Source organism: Ornithinimicrobium carbonis, assembly GCF_977012275.1.
Genome location: NZ_OZ348993.1, coordinates 2,028,721 through 2,045,287, shown reverse-complemented (window position 1 = coordinate 2,045,287; position 16,567 = coordinate 2,028,721). Strand labels below are relative to the sequence as shown.

Annotated in this window: 11 protein-coding genes; 6 read left to right on the top strand and 5 right to left on the bottom strand. The window is 74.8% G+C overall.

All coding sequences use genetic code 11. From position 1 onward, the window contains the following. Window positions 1–101: 101 nt before the first annotated feature. A complete protein-coding gene (locus ACWHYA_RS09245; RefSeq protein ID WP_425941680.1) occupies window positions 102–2,279 on the bottom strand; it encodes an ATP-dependent DNA helicase UvrD2 in 2,178 nt (725 codons plus the stop codon). Beyond that, a complete protein-coding gene (gene nudC, locus ACWHYA_RS09240; protein WP_425941682.1) occupies window positions 2,276–3,229 on the bottom strand; it encodes an NAD(+) diphosphatase in 954 nt (317 codons plus the stop codon). The genes ACWHYA_RS09245 and nudC overlap by 4 nt, the downstream gene beginning before the upstream one ends. A 93-nt stretch (window positions 3,230–3,322) precedes the next feature. Between nudC and ACWHYA_RS09235 the strand changes: the two genes are divergently transcribed. After that, on the top strand, window positions 3,323–4,846 hold the full coding sequence (locus ACWHYA_RS09235) for a phosphotransferase (RefSeq protein ID WP_425941849.1): 1,524 nt from the start codon (window positions 3,323–3,325) through the stop codon (window positions 4,844–4,846). Between the two features lie 21 nt (window positions 4,847–4,867). Here ACWHYA_RS09235 and ACWHYA_RS09230 read toward each other — a convergent pair whose 3' ends face one another. Together ACWHYA_RS09230 and ACWHYA_RS09225 are read right to left on the bottom strand one after the other, a co-directional pair. Then, window positions 4,868–8,200, bottom strand: a complete 3,333-nt coding sequence (locus ACWHYA_RS09230) for an ATP-dependent helicase (protein ID WP_425941684.1) — start codon at window positions 8,198–8,200, stop codon at window positions 4,868–4,870. Further along, a complete protein-coding gene (locus ACWHYA_RS09225) occupies window positions 8,197–11,442 on the bottom strand; it encodes an ATP-dependent helicase (RefSeq protein ID WP_425941686.1) in 3,246 nt (1,081 codons plus the stop codon). Before ACWHYA_RS09225 ends, ACWHYA_RS09230 begins: the two co-directional genes overlap by 4 nt. A 97-nt stretch (window positions 11,443–11,539) precedes the next feature. Here ACWHYA_RS09225 and ACWHYA_RS09220 point away from each other — a divergent pair, with 97 nt between their 5' ends. The 4 genes from ACWHYA_RS09220 to ACWHYA_RS09205 all read left to right on the top strand — a co-directional run bounded on the left by ACWHYA_RS09220 (window position 11,540) and on the right by ACWHYA_RS09205 (window position 14,826). Continuing rightward, a complete protein-coding gene (locus ACWHYA_RS09220; protein WP_425941688.1) occupies window positions 11,540–12,175 on the top strand; it encodes a TetR/AcrR family transcriptional regulator in 636 nt (211 codons plus the stop codon). Between the two features lie 62 nt (window positions 12,176–12,237). Next, a complete protein-coding gene (locus tag ACWHYA_RS09215; RefSeq protein WP_425941690.1) occupies window positions 12,238–12,462 on the top strand; it encodes a DUF3107 domain-containing protein in 225 nt (74 codons plus the stop codon). A gap of 181 nt (window positions 12,463–12,643) precedes the next feature. After that, the gene (locus ACWHYA_RS09210; protein WP_425941692.1) at window positions 12,644–12,928 is read left to right on the top strand and encodes a GlsB/YeaQ/YmgE family stress response membrane protein; all 285 of its coding nucleotides are present in this window, start codon (window positions 12,644–12,646) and stop codon (window positions 12,926–12,928) included. A gap of 338 nt (window positions 12,929–13,266) precedes the next feature. Then, window positions 13,267–14,826, top strand: coding sequence for a DEAD/DEAH box helicase (locus ACWHYA_RS09205; protein ID WP_425941694.1), 1,560 nt, complete (start codon window positions 13,267–13,269; stop codon window positions 14,824–14,826). A gap of 20 nt (window positions 14,827–14,846) precedes the next feature. On the opposite strand, the gene ACWHYA_RS09200 is transcribed toward ACWHYA_RS09205, so the two are convergent. Next, window positions 14,847–15,722 (bottom strand): PHP domain-containing protein, encoded by an 876-nt coding sequence (locus ACWHYA_RS09200; RefSeq protein WP_425941696.1) that lies wholly within the window; start codon window positions 15,720–15,722, stop codon window positions 14,847–14,849. Between the two features lie 86 nt (window positions 15,723–15,808). On the opposite strand from ACWHYA_RS09200, the gene ACWHYA_RS09195 reads away from it, so the two are divergent. After that, window positions 15,809–16,567: a hypothetical protein gene (locus ACWHYA_RS09195; RefSeq protein WP_425941697.1), complete on the top strand. Its 759-nt coding sequence runs from the start codon at window positions 15,809–15,811 to the stop codon at window positions 16,565–16,567.

Here is a 16,567-nt window from a genome sequence, read left to right as displayed (position 1 = left end):
TGCGCTGGACCCCACGGACCTGCCGTGGGCTGGACCCGAACAACTCTAGGACGAACCGTCCGCCCTGGCAACGGTTTTTTCCTGCGACGGACCTGCGCAGGTCAGACCGGGGCGGTGCCGCCGGGCCCCGGACCGGCCTCACGGGCCTGTCGGAGCACGTCCAGGACGCCCTGCCCGTAGAGGTCGAGCTTGCGCTCACCGACACCCGAGATGGCACGCAGCCCTGCCGGGTCGACGGGGTCGGTCTCCGCGATGGCCGTCAGCGTCGCGTCGGTGAACACCACGAAGGCCGGCACGCCCGAGGACCGGGCGACCTCCAGCCGCCACTGGCGCAGCTGCTCGAACGTCGCCTCGTCGTAGGTCGGAGGGCACTGCGAGCACCGACCGATCTTGCGCTCCCCCGCCCCGGAGAGCAGCGTGCCGCAGGTGCGGCAGGTCCGGGGGGTCCGCGAGCCGGACGCCGCGCGTCGGCCCCTGGAGCGTCCGCCCGACGGGCCGGCGGCCGACCCGCCGAGCACCGGGGCGGCCGGCGCCAGGAACCGGGAGACCTTCCGGGTCGACCGTCCGCCCGCGGACCGCGACCCCGCCCAGCTCAGGTCGAGGTGACGTCGTGCCCGGGTCACTCCCACGTAGAGCAGACGACGCTCCTCCTCCACCCGTTCGGGGCTGTCGGCCAGCGTGATGGGCAGCAGCCCCTCGCTGCAGCCGATCAGCAGCACGGCGTCCCACTCCAGGCCCTTGGCGGCGTGGAGGGAGGCCAGGGTGATGCCCTGGACGGTGGGGGCGTGCTGCTCCGCGGCCCGGCGGTCGAGCTCGGCGACCAGCTCGGCGGTCCGGGCCCCCGGCGAGGAGCGTTCCAGGTCGTCGGCGAGCAGGGCGATCGCCTGCAGGCTCTCCCACCGTTCCCGGGTGGCTCCTCCGCCCGGGGGCGGCTCCGGGGACCAGCCGGCACCGGAGAGCACGGCCCGGACGTTCTCCCCTAGGCCCGAGGACCCGTCGTCGGACCGCACCGCGCCGCGGAGCAGCAGGACCGCCGAGCGGACCTCGGCCCGGGAGAAGAAGCGCTCCCCGCCCCGAACCAGGTAGGGGACACCGGCCTGGGCCAGCGCGGACTCGACGGCCTCCGACTGGCTGTTGGTCCGGTAGAGGACCGCGATCTCGCTGGCGGGTACGCCCTCCCCCATGAGCGTGGCGACGCGGTGAGCCACCCCCCGCGCCTCCGCCTCGTCGTCGTCGTAGGCCGTCAGCGTGGGTTCCGGACCGTCCGCCGCCTGGGCGACGAGCTCCACCGTCGCACCGCGGCCCGGGGTCGGCGGGGCCTCCCCGTCCGGGCGGCCACCGGAGCGTCGACCCCCACCCAGCACCAGATTGGCCAGGTGGACCACCTGCGGGGAGCTGCGGTAGTTGCGGACGAGACGGACCGTGCGCGCGTCCTGGTGTCGCTGGGAGAAGGAGAGCAGGTGGTCGGCGGAGGCCCCGGTGAAGGAGTAGATGGACTGGGCGGGATCACCCACGACGCACAGGTCCGCCCGCTGTCCCACCCACTGCTCCAGGAGGTGCTGCTGGAGCCGGTTGACGTCCTGGTACTCGTCGACCACGAAGTGGCGGTACTGCTGGTGCACCTGGGCGGCCACCTGGGGATGCTCGTCCAACAGGCCCACGGTGAGCAGCAGGACGTCCTCGAAGTCGATGACGTGCCGCTCGGCACACACCTCCGCATACACCTCCAGCACCCGGGCCATCGCGGTCGCGTCCAGCCCCGCGGGCTGGCGGCCCTCGGCCCTGGCCGCCGCCGGATAGCCCTCGGCGGTCAGCATGCTCACCTTTGCCCACTCGATCTCCGCGGCGACGTCCCGAAGGCCCGCCCGGTCCAGCCGGAGCCGCAGCCGGCCGGTGGCCTCGACCACCAGGGGGACCTTCTGTGCCACGACGTCCGGCGGAGCCCCGCCGACGGCCTGCGGCCAGAAGAACTGCAGCTGGCGCAGCGCGGCGGCGTGGAACGTCCGCGCCTGCACGGAGGGGACCCCGAGGCTCCGCAGCCGGGTACGCATCTCCCCCGCCGCACGGGCGGTGAAGGTCACGGCCAGCACGCGCCCGGGGTGGTAGGCACCGGTGGCCACGCCGTAGGCGATGCGGTGGGTGATCGCCCGTGTCTTGCCCGTCCCGGCCCCGGCCAGGACGACCATCGGGCCGGTGGGGTTCCCGGCGACCTGACGCTGCTCGGGGTCCAGGCCCGCCAGCAGGTCCTCCGGCGATCGGTCGGCCGCTGGCCGGGTCATCGGTCGTCCCTCCCCGGAGGCGCGTCGACCGGGCCGCCAAGCCACTCCTCGATGAGGACACGGGCGATCGAGACGCGGGAGGGCAGGGTGTGCGTGCCCTCCTGGACGCGCGTCCGCAGCTCCTCCCGGGTGTACCACGCGGCATACCTGAGCTCGACGGGGTCGACCGTGAGGGCGACCGTCGCCGCCCGGGCGCGGAAGCCGAGCATGAGCGAGGCGGGGAAGGGCCACGGCTGGTTCCCGCGGTACTGCACGTCCGTCACCTCGACCCCCACCTCCTCGTGGACCTCTCGGGCGACGGCGGCCTCCAGGGTCTCCCCCGCCTCCACGAAGCCGGCGAGCACCGAGACGCGGCCGTCGGGCCACGGCCGTCCCGTGGCGAGGAGCAGCCGGTCCGCGTCGTCGACGACGGCCATGATCACGGCCGGGTCGGTCCGCGGGTAGTGCTCCGAACCGTCCCGCCGGCAGCGGCGGACCCACCCCGCCTGCACCACGTCCGTCGTGTCCCCGCACCGGGGGCAGTGCCGGTGGGTACGGTGCCAGCCGTGCAGGGCGGTGGCCGTCGTGAGCAGGCCCGCCTCCAGGTCGTCCAGGTCGGCCCCGACCTCCCGGAGGGAGGCCCACTCCTGGTGCTGCGCACCGTCGACGTGCGCACCGGCTCCGTCCTCCTCGGCGACGCCCAGGTCGACCGCGAGGTATGCCGTTCCCCCGTGCCGACCGAGGAACCAGGGGGTCCGCCCGGCGTCCTCGTCCCGCGGCGCGCGCAGCGCGAGCCGGGCCGACGGGCCGGAGACGACCCGCGCCCGCCCCTCGAGCAGGTCCACCACGCGGGTACCGCTGTCGGCCAGGGCCCGCTCGAGGGTGGCCGCGTCCGCACGTTCGTGGGCCGACCTGGGCACCGTGGAACGGGACAGCGCCAGGTCGAGCAGGGTCTCGTCGGGCGGGCTCACCCGGCCACTGTAGGTGGCCGGACCGACCGTCCCGGGACGTACCGCCCAGCCTGCGGGGCTGCGGGGCGGCCACCGCATACGGTGGATCCCGTGATGCGCAGCGACCTGGCCCTGGCCGCCCTCGCCAGTGCCGCCGTCCCCGGGATGAAGCCCGTGGCGGTGGCGGCGATCGGCCCGGCCGACGACGACTCCCCGGAGGAGCACCAGCAGGCCCTGGTCGAGGACACCACAGGACGCCGGTGGCTCGTCCGCGCGCCGCTGAGCCCGGTGGCAGGGGCCCGGCTGCAGCAGCACGACGAGCTGGTCCGGCAGCTGTCCCGGCACGTGCCCTTCAAGGTGCCGGCACCCGTGGGGTACGCCGACGTGGGTCCGGACGGCCGGGCCGCCGTGTACCCGTTCGTGGACGGGTCGCCGGTCGACCTCCGCCGGGTGCCGGCCGGACCCGGTCTGGCCGCCGCTCTGGCCCGGGCTGTGGCCGCGGTGCACAACATCCCCCGGGGGGCCTTCGAGGAGCAGGACGTACCCGTCCTGGACGCGGCCGGCTGCCGGCAGCGGCTGATCACGCAGGTGGACCGGGCCGCGGAGACCGGCCGGGTGCCGACCGGGCTGCTGGCCCGGTGGGAGGAGGCCTTCGACGCCGCACCGCTGTGGCAGTTCGCGACCACCCCGGTCCACGGCCGCTTCCGGGGAAGCACGGTGCTGGTGACCTTCACCGACGACGACGCCGCCACCGGCCGGGTGGTGGCGGTGACCGGCTGGGAGGAGGCGGCGGTCTCCGACCCCGCCGTCGACCTGGCCGAGCTGTGCGCCCAGGCGTCCCCCCAGGCGTGGCGGTCGGTGCTGGAGAGCTACACCCTGGCCCGCGCGCAGCGACCGGATCCCTACCTCCACGTGCGAGCGCGACTGCACGCCGAGGTCCGCGCGCTCCACGGCCTGGCGGCGGCGGTCGCCGAGGACCGGGCGGACGTCGTCCGCCGCACCGAGGAGGCGCTGCGCCGCATGGACCGGTTGACCGAGGACGACGACGCCCTGGTGCCCGTGACCGCCCGTGGATCGACCACCCCGGCGGAACTCTCGCGCGACCCGGAGGATGCCGGGACCGCCGTGTCTCTGGAACCCGAGGCCGTGGACGTGGACGAGCCCACGGAGGGTCACCCCGTGTCCGAGGTTCCTGCCGGTGCGGACCAGGTGACCCCCCAGGAGCCGGACGGCGACGACGTGACGATGGAGGTGCCGGTCCCCGACCACCTCAGGGCCGGGAGCGCTGGCGCGACCGTCCCGGCCTCGGAGGCTGAGCCGGGCCAGGAGACGGGCGACGTCATGAGGGAGACGCCCGACGCGGGCGACGAGCGCGGCGCGGCGGGGGACGGGGACGGGCCTACGGCCGACGGCGAGGACGACCCGGAGGAGGACGGCGGCGAGGACGTGCAGGCGGACCCCGTGGAGGACGCCGAGGCGCACGCCGGGGAGGCCGACGAGCGGACGCGGCTGGAGGAGGACCCCGAGGAGCTGGACGACGAGCACCGGCTGACCGAGCTCTACGGCATGCCGGCGGAGCCCGACGACCCGGCCCGCGCCGCGGACGACCGGACGACTCCCCCGGCGGGCCCGCGGTAGGGAACGGGCGTCACCGGACCGTCAGGGTCGCCCGGCAGCGTCCCCGTCCTGGAACGTCAGCTGCGCGAGGAGACGCTCCAGCGCGACCTCTCCGGGCAGGTCGGGACGCATGGTCGTGCCCGTGGAGGCGTAGAAGAACGCCGCCCTCACCTGGGCCTCGGGTCGTCCGGTGAGCCGGGCGTAGGCGAGCCGGTACACGGCCAGCTGGAGGGCCCGGTGCTGCTGCGCCTCCGGGGGGCCGGGGCTGCCGGTCTTCCAGTCGACCACGGTGACCCCTCCGTCGTCGTCGCCGAACACCGCGTCGAGGCGCCCTCTGACCCGACGGCCGGCCACCGTGGTCTCGACGGCGACCTCCACCGCGACGGGTGCCCGGTCGGCCCACTCGCTGGCCAGGAAGTTCTCCTGCAGCCGCTCGAGCTCCTCCCCCGGGTCCTCTCCCTCGTCCCGGGTCTCCAGGTCGTCCAGGTCGACCAGCGCCGCAGCGGCGTAGTGCTGCTCCACCCACGCGTGGAAGGCCGTGCCCAGCCGGGCGTGCGGAGCAGGTCGACGAGGAACCGGCCGCCTCAGCGCGGCCAGGAAGGCGACCGGGTCCTTGGACAGCTCCACGACGGCGGAGGTGGACAGGTGGTCCGGAAGGAGCACGTCCTCGATGGAGGGACGTCGATCGGCCCGTTCGGCCAGCAGGAGGTCCACCAGGTGGTCCCACTCCGCCTTCTCGGGCACCTCCGGTCCTGCAGGACCGCCGCCGGTGCCGACCGCCCTGGCCGTCACGAGGGCACGGGCGACGTCCCTGACGGCGTCCCGGCGGGCGTCGGGCGTGGTCGGCCAGGGTGCCGTCTCCTCCTCCTCCAGGCGCGGGTTGCGGTGCTGCGAGGGATCCGCCGGGTCCGGCATCTCGGCCCACTCCCTGGTGCTGACCGACGTGTCGGCATCGCCCAGGACGTCCTCGAGGAACCGGGAGGTCACGCGTGGAAGCTTGCCCGTCGACCACACGGGGGCCGTCAGCAGCATCCGGCGGCGAGCCCGCGTGAAGGCGACGTAGGCCAGACGCCGTTCCTCCATGACGGAGTAGGCGCCGCCCTGCAGAGCCAGCTGTTCCAGGCCCTCCCGCAGCTCGTGTGTGTCGGCCATCGATTCCCAGCCCAGGTCCGGCCGGTCCTGGCGGTCGCCCCGCAGCGGCGTCGGCAGCCGACCGATCCCGGTGAGCCAGGTCCGGTCCTTGCGCGGGCCCACGACCCAGCCGCCCACCTCCGGCCGCGGTTGCACGCGGCCGGAGGGGAAGGTGCCTTCCACCAGGCCGGGCACGGCGACGAGGTCCCACTCCAGACCCTTGGCGGCGTGAACCGTCAGGACCTGCACGGCCCCGGCGTCGACGTGCACCTCGGCCAGCTCCGGGACGTCCGCCTCCTCCAGGCCCCGCTCGTGCTCCCGTGCGGCGTCGAGCCAGTCGAGGAAGCCGCCCAGCGTGGCCCGCTCGGCACTTCCGACGTACCCGGCGGCGACGTCGGCCAGCGCGTCGAGCTGGGCCCGCCCCCAGGCGGGGTGCAGGTCGGGGTCCGCGGCGACCTCCAGGTCGAGACCGAGCAGCCGCTCCGCCTCGACGATCAGGTCGGGCAGGGCCAGCCCGGCCAGGGAGCGCAGTCGCCGCAGGACGACGGCCAGACGACGGACGCGGTCGGCTCCCTCCGGGGAGAGGTGCTGGCCCCGGGGTCCCACCCAGTCGACGGTGGGAGGGTGCTCCACCGCCTCGGCCAGGACCGGGGCGTGCTCCCGGCCGTCCTTCCCGGCCCCGTCGGGCGGCCGGGCCAGCTCCCGGGCCCATGCCCAGAGGGCGTCCACGTCCGCCGCCCCCAGGCGGCAGACCGGCCCGGTGAGCAGACGCATGACCTGGTCGCCGCGGGTCGGTTCCTGGGTCGCCCACAGGACGGCGACGAGGTCGAGGATCTCGGGGGTGTCCAGCAGCCCGCCCAGGCCGACCACCTCGACGGGCAGGCCCCGCCGGCGCAGGGCGTCCACGAGCACCGGGAACTGCGCCCGCGCCCGGCACAGGACGGCCGCCGTGCGCCCCGGACCGAAGTGCTCGGACACCCAGGCCGCGACGTGGTCGGCCTCGGCGACGTGGTCGACCAGGCGGGCCGCCTCGACCAGACCAGGACCCGCCGAGGGGGAGGGTGTGAGCGTCCGCACGGGGATCCTCGTCGCTGCCTGCAGGTCACCGGCGACCGCGTTGGCGGCCGCGAGCACGCTCCTCGTGTTGCGCCAGGACGTGCTCAGGCTCAGCACGGCCGCCGGCCTGCCCGACGCGGCGAAGACGCCCGGGAACCGGCTGAGGGTGCTGGCGCTGGCTCCGCGCCATCCGTAGATCGACTGGTGCGGGTCGCCGACCGCGGTGATCGGCAGGTCGAGGCCGGCGAACAGCGAGCTCATGAGCACCATCTGGGCCTCAGAGGTGTCCTGGAACTCGTCCAGGAGCACGGCGTGGTACCGGGCGCGCTCCCCCGCGGCCACGGCCTCGACGTCCCGCGCGAGCCGCGCGGCCAGGGCCATCTGGTCTCCGAAGTCCAGGGACGTACGTTCGGCCTTGGCCTCGCGGTAGCGCAGCACCAGCGGGTAGACCAGCGCCTGCTCCCGGAGCGCCGACGCCAGGTCGCGGCTCACGGCCAGGGGCCGACCCCCGCCCTTGCCCGGCAGCGCAGCCACGCGGGAGGCGAGCCGCTCGACCCAGTCCAGCGCGTCGTGCGGCTGGACGAGGTGCTCCCCGAGCTCGCCGGCCAGGTCCAGGACGGCCCGCACGACGGTGGACTCGGCCTTCTCGGTCGCGGTCATGTCGCCGTCGTGACCCGCCACGACGTCGTGCGCCAGCTGCCAGCAGGCGGCCTCGGACAGCAGCTGGGAGTCGGGCTCCACCCCGAGACGCAACCCGTGCTCGGCCACCAGCCGACCCGCGTAGGCGTGGTAGGTGGAGACGGTCGGCAGGTCGAAGGCGTCCTCGTACGACCTGTCGGACGAGGACTCCGGACGCCACAGGCCGGTGCCGCGCAGCTGCTCGAGCTTGACGGCCAGGCGCGCGCTCAGCTCGTGCGCGGCCTTCCTGGTAAAGGTCAGGCCCAGCACCTCCTCCGGCCGGACGTAGTCGTTCGCGATGAGCCAGATGACGCGCGAGGCCATCGTCTCGGTCTTGCCCGATCCCGCGCCGGCGACCACCACCGCCGGTGAGAGGTCGAACTCCACGACGGCCCTCTGCTCGTCCGTGGGGCGGTCCGTGCCCAACGCCTCCGCCAGCTCGTCCGCGCCATACCGCGGCGGGTGCGGAAGCCCGGGCACGCCGGGCGCGGCGGTCGGTCGGTCCGTCATCGTTGCTGTCCCTCCGGCTGGAGGGGGCAGGAGAACCGCACGGTGCAGGTGCGGCAGCGCTGGTCGTCCAACCGGGCCGGGAAGACGTGGCCGGCCATCCCGGTGCCGGCGCCCGTCACCAGCCGACGGGCCCAGGCCGGATCGTCCGCCTCCTGCACGGCAGGCTGCGACTGGGTGCTGACGGTCTTGTCCGGCGTGCCGAGGTGGACCAGCTGAGCGCCGCCGCTGCGGGCCGACCCCACGCGCTCGGTGAAGGCGCCCTCCTCCACCGCCACCTGGTAGGCACCCAGCTGGGCGTGCTCCACGATGTCGGCGGCAGGCGGCTTGGAGCGCCCGGTCTTCAGGTCCACGATCCACAGACGGCCTTCGCCGTCCTGCTCGAGCCGGTCCACGGAACCCACCAGCTCCACGTCTCGCCAGGCCGCGTCGTCGGCCGGCACCGGCACGCGGAGCGGCACCTCGGTCCCCAGCAGGGTGCGCCCGGCGGAGGAGGCGGCGGAGGCGTAGGCGACGTACTTCACGAGCATCGCGCGGGCCCGACGGTGCTCGCGCTCCTCGACCCACCCGGGCCGCAGCCCCACGTCGGCCCACCGCCGGTCCAGCTCCTCGAGCAGGATGTCGAGATCAGCGTCCGGCCGGGTGGCCACCACGTCGTGGACGAGGGTGCCGATCTCGGCCTTGACGGCCTGTCCGTCCTCGCCGCCGCGACCGGTGAGGAACCAGCGCAGGGAGCAGTCCGAGAAGGCCTGCACGTGCGACGGCGACACCCGCACCGGGCCGTCGGGCACCAGGGGGCGGCCGGTCGAGACCTGCCGGGTGTCCCACCAGTCGACGGGGTCGGTGCCCGGCGTCGTGCTCGCGTCGAGCCTCAGGAGGACGTCGAGCGCGGCGTCCCGACGACCGTGGTCGCCGGTCCGCTGGGCGCGCACCGCCTCTCTGCGCAGCTGGCCGACCATGCCCCTCAGGGTCAGCGGTGGAGGGACGGTCACGAGGCGGTCCCGCGGATATCCGGGCCGGACCAGGTCGAGCAGGCTGGAGGGCTGGTCCTCGGTGCTCGACACCGCGGTGACGAGCAGCCGCTCCTGCGCGCGGGTGACGGCGACGTGGAACTGACGCAGCTCCCCCGCGCGGACCTGGGCCTGGGCGGCCCGCACCGCCTCGGGGCCGGTCGCGGCCCTGCCCTTCACTGCGTCCACGAGCGCCTCGGACCCCAGCAGGGTGTCCCGCAGCCGCAGGTCCGGCCACACGCCGTCCTGCACCCCCACCACGGCCACGCGACGCCACTGCCGGCCCGCACCGGCCTGCGGGGTGATCACCTCCACGCTCTCCCGGTCCCGGGCGCCGACGGCGAGGCTGTCGGCGGCGACCTCGGCGCTGCGGACGTGGTCGAGGAAGCCCCGCGGGGAGCTGCCCGGGAGCCGGTCGACGTAGGACTCGGCGGCGCCGAACAGGACCATGACGGCGTCCAGGTCGCGGTCCGCGCGGGCCCCCGTCGCTCCCCCGGCGTGCGCCTGCTCCGTCCACACCGGGGCCAGACCGCCTGCCTCCCACACCGCCCAGAGCACGTCCTCAGCGGTCCCGGGAGGATCGGCCCGGAGGACGGCCCGGCCGGCCTCGAGGACCCGGCCCAGTCGGGCCAGCGGGCGCAGGTCAGGGTGTGTGTCCGAGGGCAGGGCACGGCGGTGGTCGTCGTCGGACAGCGCGTCCGCCAGCACCTCGTCGGCCGACCGGTCGCCCCCGGCAGTCATCTCCTCCCGGCGGACACGGCGCCGCAGGCGGCGGAGGTGGACCGGGTCGACCCCGCCCAGGGCGGAGGTCAGCAGCAGGACCGCCTCCTCGGCCCGGACCCGGCAGGGCGCCTCCGGATCACGGGTGGCCACGTCGAAGGCGGTCAGCAGCGGCACGACCGCCGGGTCCTGGCCGAGCGGGACCCCGGACCGGTCGAGCCGGACCGGGACACCCCCCGACGCCAACGCCCGACGCACGGACTCCTGCTGCGCCCCGGAGCGGGCCACCACGGCCATCTCCGCCCAGGGGACACCCTCGAGGAGGTGGGCCTCGCGCAGCCACCGGGCCACGTGGGCGGCCTCCTGAGCGCGGCTCCGGGCCAGGGCGACCTGGACGGCGGGCGGGTGGAGCCCCTGCTCGGGTCCGCCACCTCCGTCCTGCCCGGCACCGGCGGGCGGGCGGGAGGTCCGGGCGGTCTCCGGGTGCCGGTGCGCCGTGCCGTGCACCACGCCCACCCGGTCGGCGACCCGGGCGGCGGCCTCCGAGAGCTCGGCGTTACCGCGGTAGCGGTGCCGCAGGACGACCGTGGGCAGCGTGGGCGCCACCCCCGGGAGGACCCGCCGGTCGTCTGCGTGCAGCTCGTGGGCCAGCTCGACGAAGAGCTCCGGGACCGCGCCGCGGAAACCCAGGACCGAGGCGTCGGCGTCTCCCGCCAGGACGATGTCGGTCCCGGCGCCGCGGACCACCGCCACCAGACGTCCGGCGGAGGCGGTGAGCTCCTGGGCGTCGTCCACCACGACGACCTCGAGCCGGTCACGGATCCGCGCGAGGAGCCCGGGGTCCTCCTCCAGGGCGTCGGCGGCCGCCGTGCAGATCCACGCGGGGTCGTAGGCCCCGGGCTCGGAGAGAGCCGTGACCTCGTCGTACTCGGCGAGCACGTCGGCCGCCGCCACCCACTCCGGGCGGGTGTGCAGAGCCCCCAGGATGCGCAGGTCCTCAGGCTCGAGCCCCCGCTCGACGGCCCGCATCAGCAGGTCGCGCAGCTGAGCCCGGAAACCCGCCGTGGGCAGCGCCGGGGCGAGCTCCTCGGGCCAAATGGGCCCCGTCCCGTCGACGGCGTGCCCGGCCAACAGCTCCCGCAGGATCACGTCCTGCTCCGCGCCGGACAGCAGACGGGGCGGGGGCCCCTCGGAGGCGGCCGCCGCCAGCCGGAGGACCGAGAAGGCGAACGAGGAGGCGCTGCGCGCCAGCGGTTCGGTGTAGGTGTGGCCGAGCCCGCGGCCGACGGCGGTCCGGACCCGGGCCGCCGCCTGCCTCGTCGGCGCCAGGACGAGGCACGCGTCCGGATCGGCCCCCTCGGCGATCCTGCGCCGCACGTGATCCACCAGGGCCGTCGTCCTGCCCGTCCCGGGCGCCCCGGTGACGAGCAGGACCCCGCCCCGGTGCGCGACGACGGATCGTCGGCCGTCGTCGCCCTGGGTCAGGTCGTCCCGGTCCTCCCACATGGACGCCATCTCATCACCCGAGCCCGACACACCTGGCGGGCCGGTTCGCCGGGCGGCCCCGCGCCCGCCCCCTAGGATTGGCCGCACCCCAGCTCAGGAGGCCGTCGTGACGACACCCCCCCACCGCTCCGACCACCGGGTCCGGCTGCCGCGCGACGCACGGCGCGCCACCCTGCTGGAGGCGGCCCTGGCCGCGTTCTCGGAGAACGGCTACCACGCGACGTCGATGGACGACATCGCCGAGCGGGCGGGGGTCTCCAAGCCCGTCCTCTACCAGCACTTCGACAGCAAGCTGGAGCTCTACCTGGCCCTCGCCGCCCGGGTGGCCGACGACGTGGTCGCCACGATCACCCGGTCCCTGGACTCGACCTCCGACAACGGAGCACGCATAGCGGCCTGCGCACGTGCCTACTTCGAGTTCGTCGACCGGCCCGCGTCGGGGTACCGGCTCGTCTTCGCCTCCGACATGGGGGCCGATCCCGCTGTGGCTGCGATCCTCGACGACGCCCGCAGCCGGTGCGCCGAGGCGATCGGCCGGGTCCTGCGGGACCAGACCGCGCTGGGCTGGACCGAGTGCGTCCTGCTGGGGACCACCCTCGTGGGGATGGTGCAGTCGGCCGCGCGCCAGTGGTTCGAGGGCGGGTCGAGCATCCCGCTCCCGGAGGCCGCGGAGCTGGTCACCACGTTGGCCTGGCGCGGGATCGCCCACTACCCGCAGGTCGACGACCAGCCGCCGTCGTGACGGACCTCAGCGCCGGTTACCCTCGACCCACACCCAATACCCCCGAGCAAGGAGGATCGCCCGTGGAGGTCCGCATCGGCATCCGCAACGTGGCCCGCGAGGTCGCGTTCGAGTCGGCCCACACCCCGCAGCAGGTCCGCGCCACCGTCGCGGACGCCCTGTCCTCCGGCAGCCAGCTCATCGAGCTGGAGGACGACAAGGGCGCCACGGTGCTCGTGCCCACCGAGGCCCTGGCCTACGTCGAGATCGGCGCCCAGGAGAAGGGTCGCGTCGGCTTCGGCCGGTGACCTCAGGCGCGGGTCGCCGCGTCGTGCCAGGCCGCCATCCCCTGTGGTCGGCCCGGTTCTTCCTGCCTGAGTGGACCCTGGGAAGAATAATGACTAATGTGATCGCCGGTTCATACGGGTACGCCCGTGACCACCATCCCGGGGGTGTCCCCAGGGTGGACGTCTTGGAAAGGTGTACACCATGATCGGTACCATCATCACCGCGCTCATCGCAGGACTCATCGTCGGCCCGCTGGCCCGCCTCGTCCTCCCGGGCAAGCAGAACATCTCGATCCCGATGACCATCCTGCTCGGCGCCGTCGGTGCCCTGCTCGGGTCGTTCCTCGGTTCGCTGGTTTTCAACTACGACGGCGGTCTGCTGAACTTCTGGGGGATCATCCTGGGCGTCATCGGCGCCATCATCGTGGTGCTCGCGTACGGCGCGATCACCGGGCGCGAGAGCACGAACAACCGCGTCGGTCGCTGACCCCGACCCACGTCGGACGGCTGGACCGTCCCGGACCGCGGTTCGACCGCACCGCACGGCGCCCCTCCTCGGAGGGGCGCCGTCGTGCGTGCGGCCTCTCTGTCTCATCCGTCCCATAGACCCGGACGGGGAGGCCGGCTGCCTCGTCGGCTCCGGTCCGGGATCCCGGTCCGCTACGCTGGGGCCGTTGGACCGGTGACCGGTCGGCCGTGCCTGGCACGGTTGCTCTCGTCGGGCGCGTCGCCCGGCTCCCCAAGAACAGTCCCGATCGGCTCCGTACGACCCGTACCACGGCATACCCCGTGGTACGGACCGCACCCACCGATCGGAAGAGACCCTTGCAGGACGACCGCACCTTCGCCGACTTCGGCATCCATCCCGACATCGTGGCCGCGCTGGCCGACGGCGGGATCACGCACCCCTTCCCCATCCAGTCGATGACCCTGCCCGTGGCCCTGGCGCGGCACGACATCATCGGCCAGGCCAAGACCGGGACGGGCAAGACGCTGGGCTTCGGGCTGCCGATCCTGCACCACGTGCTGGCCCCTGGCGACCAGGGGGCCGACCAGCTCCCCGGCGGCGGAGCCCCCCAGGCCCTGGTCGTGGCCCCCACCCGCGAGCTGGCGGTCCAGGTGTCCGGCGACCTGGCCAGGGCCGGGGTCCGTCGCGGCATCCGCGTGCTGACGATCTACGGCGGCCGGGCCTACGAACCGCAGATCGAGGCCCTCCACAAGGGTGTCGAGGTCGTCGTCGGGACCCCGGGCCGGTTGCTCGACCTGGCTGCCAAGGGGCACCTGGACCTGGGTTACGCCCGCACGGTCGTGCTCGACGAGGCCGACGAGATGCTGGACCTGGGCTTCCTGCCCGACGTGGAGAAGCTCCTCGCCCTGACGCCGGCAGGTCGCCACACCATGCTCTTCAGCGCCACGATGCCGGGCGCCGTGGTGTCCCTGGCGCGCAGCTACATGACCCAGCCCACGCACATCCGGGCCATGAGTGACGACGGCGACGACCAGCGTCAGACCGTGGCGGCCGTGGAGCAGTTCGCCTACCGGGCGCACGCCATGGACAAGATCGAGATGGTGGCCCGGATCCTGCAGGCCGAGGGCCGCGGGCGCACCATCATCTTCACCCGCACCAAGCGCACGGCCGCCAAGGTGGCCGACGAGCTGATGGACCGCGGGTTCGCGGCCGCGGCGATCCACGGCGACCTCGGCCAGGGCGCGCGCGAGCAGGCGATGAGGGCCTTCCGCAGCGACAAGGTGGACGTCCTGGTCGCCACCGACGTCGCCGCCCGCGGGATCGACGTGGAGGCGGTCACGCACGTCATCAACTACCAGTGCCCCGAGGACGAGAAGACCTACCTGCACCGAATCGGCCGGACCGGGCGCGCCGGTGCCACGGGCGTGGCCATCACGTTCGTGGACTGGGACGACCTGCCCCGCTGGAGCCTCATCGACAAGGCCCTGGACCTGGGCTACCCGGAGCCGGACGAGACCTACTCCTCCAGCCCGCACCTGTTCGAGCAGCTCAACATCCCGGCGGGCACCCGCGGGACGCTCCCCCGGTCGTTGCGGACCCGGGAGGGACTGGACGCCGAGCAGCTGGAGGATCTCGGCGAGCCGGGCCGGGGCGGCCGTGGGGCCCGTGGGAACGGACCCCGGGCTGCCCGCGGCGACGGCGGTGGACGCTCTGATGCAGGACGCTCGGGCGGCGGCCGTCGACAGGGAGGACGGGGCGAGGGACGGTCGGACGCCGGCCGGGGCCGTGGCTCCGACCCCGTCGCGGAACGCCCCCAGCGGGCCGGGGACGGCGAGCGCTCGACCGGAGGGGGCCGGCGCCGGCGTCGGCGTACCACCCGCGTGGACGGTGCGGCGGGCGGAGCCGGCACGGACTGACCAGCGGACGGACCGGTCCTCTAGAGCGGGGCGCCGAGCAGCGGGGTCCCCGTGCCCGCGGCCAGGATCCGGTCCAGCACGGACGGGGCGGTCGTGTGCTCCCCGAGCCGGTTCTGCTTGCCCCTGCCGTGGTAGTCGCTGGAGCCGGTGCGCAGCAGCCCCAGCCGGTCCGCCAGGGTCGCCGCGTGCTCCCGCTCCTGCGGACCGTGGTCGCGATGGTCGACCTCGATGCCGACCATCCCCGCGTCCGCCATGTCCGCCACCACCGTGTCGTCCACCACCCGACCGCGGCTGCCCGCGAACGGGTGGGCGATCACGGCCGCACCACCGGCGGCGACCACCAGCCCGGTGGCGACCACCGGGTCCGGCGCCGCGTGGGTGACGTAGTACGGACCGGTGGAGGACAGGATGCGCACGAAGGCCTCGTCCCGGGTGGCCACGACCCCCTCCCGGACCAGGACGTCGGCCACGTGCGGGCGCCCCAGTGCACCCGCATCGCCGGCCACCCGTCGCACCTCGTCCTCGCTCACCGGGTAGCCGTCGGCCCGCAGACGCTCGATCATCACCTGCAGCCGGGTGTCCCTGCTCTGCCGGCTCGCCTCCAGCTCGGCCCCGAGGGCGGCGTCCTGCGGGTCCGGCAGGTAGGCCAGCAGGTGCACCGAGATCCCTCGCCAGCTGCAGGACACCTCTATCCCCGGGACCACGGAGACCCCCGCGCGACGGCCCGCCTCGTCCGCCTCCGCCCACCCGGTCACCACGTCGTGGTCGGTCAGGGCCACGACGTCCAGCCCTGCGGCCCGGGCCTGCTCCACGACGACGCCCGGCGGCTCGGTGCCGTCGCTGTGGTCGGAGTGGGCGTGCAGGTCGACGACGGCGTCGGGGCGGGACCGTTGCATGCCGCCCACCGTACGCCGCGGCGCACGTCATACTGGAGGTCGACCACCGCCACCGCCGCACGTCGCGGCCGCACCCGAGGAGCACCATGACCCTGTCGCAGCCCCGCCGCGCCGTCGGCACGACGGCCGCCGCGCTGCTCGCCCTGGCCCTGGTGGCCGGGTGCGCCGACGAGGCCCCCACCAACGAGGAGCAGCCGAGCGCGACCGAGGAGGTCAGCGCCGGGCCCGCACCCACGCAGGACGAGGCCGCGGCGACCACGGGCGAGGACGCGGCCACCACGACCGCCCCGCCCGACACCGCCGCGGGGACGGCCGGTGACCAGGAGGAGGCCACCGCCGACGCGGCGGCGACGACCCAGGAGCCCACCGCGGCCGGACCGACGACCGTGGCCTCGGGCGACGAGGGGTTCGAGGTTGAGATCCCGGACGACTGGGAGGACGCCCTGGACCTGGTCGACCCGGGCGAGCTCGCGGAGGGCGAGGAGACGGGCATCGTGCTGGCGGTCAAGGACACCCAGCAGGCGGACGACTTCTTCACCAACGTCGTCATCACCCGCGAGGAGTACATCAGCAACCTCACCTCGGCCGTCGAGCAGACCGCCGAGGACCTCGCGGGCGAGGACGGCGAGTACGAGCTGCTCGAGCCCGCCGAGGTGGACGGCAACCGGGCCCCGGGCTACGTCCTGACCCGGGACGTGGACGGTACGGACGTGCGCCAGACCCAGCGCTGGGTCAGCCACGACGGGACCCTCTACGTGGTGACGCTGTCTGCCGTGGAGGGACAGGACGAGGAGGCCGGGGAGCTGCTCGACGCGATGCTGGCCTCCTGGACCTGGACCGACTGA

Coding starts and splice junctions, on each gene's coding strand:
- ACWHYA_RS09195 (WP_425941697.1), top strand. CDS start 15,809: ATGACCCTGTCGCAGCCCCGCCGCGCCGTCGGCACGACGGCCGCCGCG.
- ACWHYA_RS09235 (WP_425941849.1), top strand. CDS start 3,323: ATGCGCAGCGACCTGGCCCTGGCCGCCCTCGCCAGTGCCGCCGTCCCC.
- ACWHYA_RS09210 (WP_425941692.1), top strand. CDS start 12,644: ATGATCGGTACCATCATCACCGCGCTCATCGCAGGACTCATCGTCGGC.
- ACWHYA_RS09200 (WP_425941696.1), bottom strand. CDS start 15,722: ATGCAACGGTCCCGCCCCGACGCCGTCGTCGACCTGCACGCCCACTCC.
- ACWHYA_RS09225 (WP_425941686.1), bottom strand. CDS start 11,442: ATGGCGTCCATGTGGGAGGACCGGGACGACCTGACCCAGGGCGACGAC.
- ACWHYA_RS09245 (WP_425941680.1), bottom strand. CDS start 2,279: ATGACCCGGCCAGCGGCCGACCGATCGCCGGAGGACCTGCTGGCGGGC.
- ACWHYA_RS09230 (WP_425941684.1), bottom strand. CDS start 8,200: ATGACGGACCGACCGACCGCCGCGCCCGGCGTGCCCGGGCTTCCGCAC.